The sequence below is a fragment of the Kitasatospora sp. NPDC059088 genome, assembly GCF_042738155.1.
GTDB lineage: Bacteria > Actinomycetota > Actinomycetes > Streptomycetales > Streptomycetaceae > Kitasatospora.
In genome coordinates, this window is record NZ_JBHYGR010000099.1 from 1 (window position 1) to 1,081 (window position 1,081).

The following is a 1,081-nucleotide window of genomic DNA, read 5'->3' on the forward strand; positions in this document are numbered from 1 at the left end:
GCGTGGGGCGGGCGGGGGGCCTGTGCGGGGCGGCCGGGGGGGGGGGGGGGGGGGCCCGCCCCCGGGGGGGGGGGGGGCCCCGCCGTCCGTCGTTCCCGTCCGTCGTTCCCGTCCGTCGTTCCCGGGTTCAGCTCCTGCGGTCCGTGACCGTCCAGGCGTCACCCAGGTCGTGGCGCAGTGCCGCCAGGGCGGCGTCGGCGGCGGTGCGGAAGGACTCCCCCTGCTCCGGGGTCCAGGGGGAGGGGCCGCCCGGGTCGTCCCGGTCGAGGGAGGGCTGGTACCGGTCGGAGAGCCGCCTCAGTTCGTCCCGGGTGGCCGGGGCCGGGGGGTCGGTTCGTCGAGTGTGCCCACCCACCCTGCCTCACCCCGGTCCGAGCGCGAGCATCGCCCCGGTCACCTCGCCGACCGCCGCGTCGGGGATCGCGGTGGCGGCCTCCGGGAGGACGAGCAGCCGGGCCCCGGGGATCTCGCGGGCGAGCGCCTCGCCGTTGCCGAGGGGGAAGAACGGGTCGCGGCGGCCGTGGACGACGAGCGTGGGAACCCGGATCCCGGGCAGGCGCTCGCGCCAGCGGGGTGCGCAGTCGAGCGAGGCGAACACCAGGCCCAGCTGGTTGGCCAGTTGGACCGGGGGAGCGGTGCCGGGCGTACGGTCCCAGATGCGCGCGGCGGTCGCGCGGGCGGTTCCGGGGTCGTTGCCGAGGATCTCCGCGCCGGCGGCGGCGAACTCCGCCACCGCCGTGCGGCTGCTCCAGTCCGGCGCGGGACGGGCGAACAGTCGGCTCATCGTCGCCGGGTCGTGGTCGGGGAGGTCGTCGTCGGGCGGGCCGGGGGCGACCGCGCGGGTGCCGACCAGGGTGAGGGCGCAGAACGCCCCCGGGTGGTCGAGCGCGGCCACCTGGGCGACCATGCCGCCGACGCCGATCCCCGCGAGGTGCGCGGGCCTTCCGCCGCCGCCGAGCGCGGCGCCCCCCCCCCCCGCCCCCGGGGGCGGCGCGGGGGGGGCGGGCGCGGGGGGGGGGGGGGGCGGGCGCGGGGGCGCGCCCCCTGCGGGGCGACGCAGCGCGGGGGGGGGGATCGCACC

Annotated in this window: 1 protein-coding gene and 1 pseudogene; both read right to left on the minus strand. The window is 80.9% G+C overall.

Annotated elements, in window-relative coordinates; all coding sequences use genetic code 11:
* Positions 1-127: 127 nt before the first annotated feature.
* Entirely contained in the window at positions 128-355 is a 228-nt protein-coding gene (locus ACFWXO_RS32770) for a hypothetical protein (protein WP_380528452.1), read from the minus strand.
* A 6-nt stretch (positions 356-361) separates the two neighbouring features.
* A pseudogene (locus ACFWXO_RS32775) lies at positions 362-949 on the minus strand (alpha/beta fold hydrolase); the annotation flags it as partial.
* Positions 950-1,081: the final 132 nt, after the last annotated feature.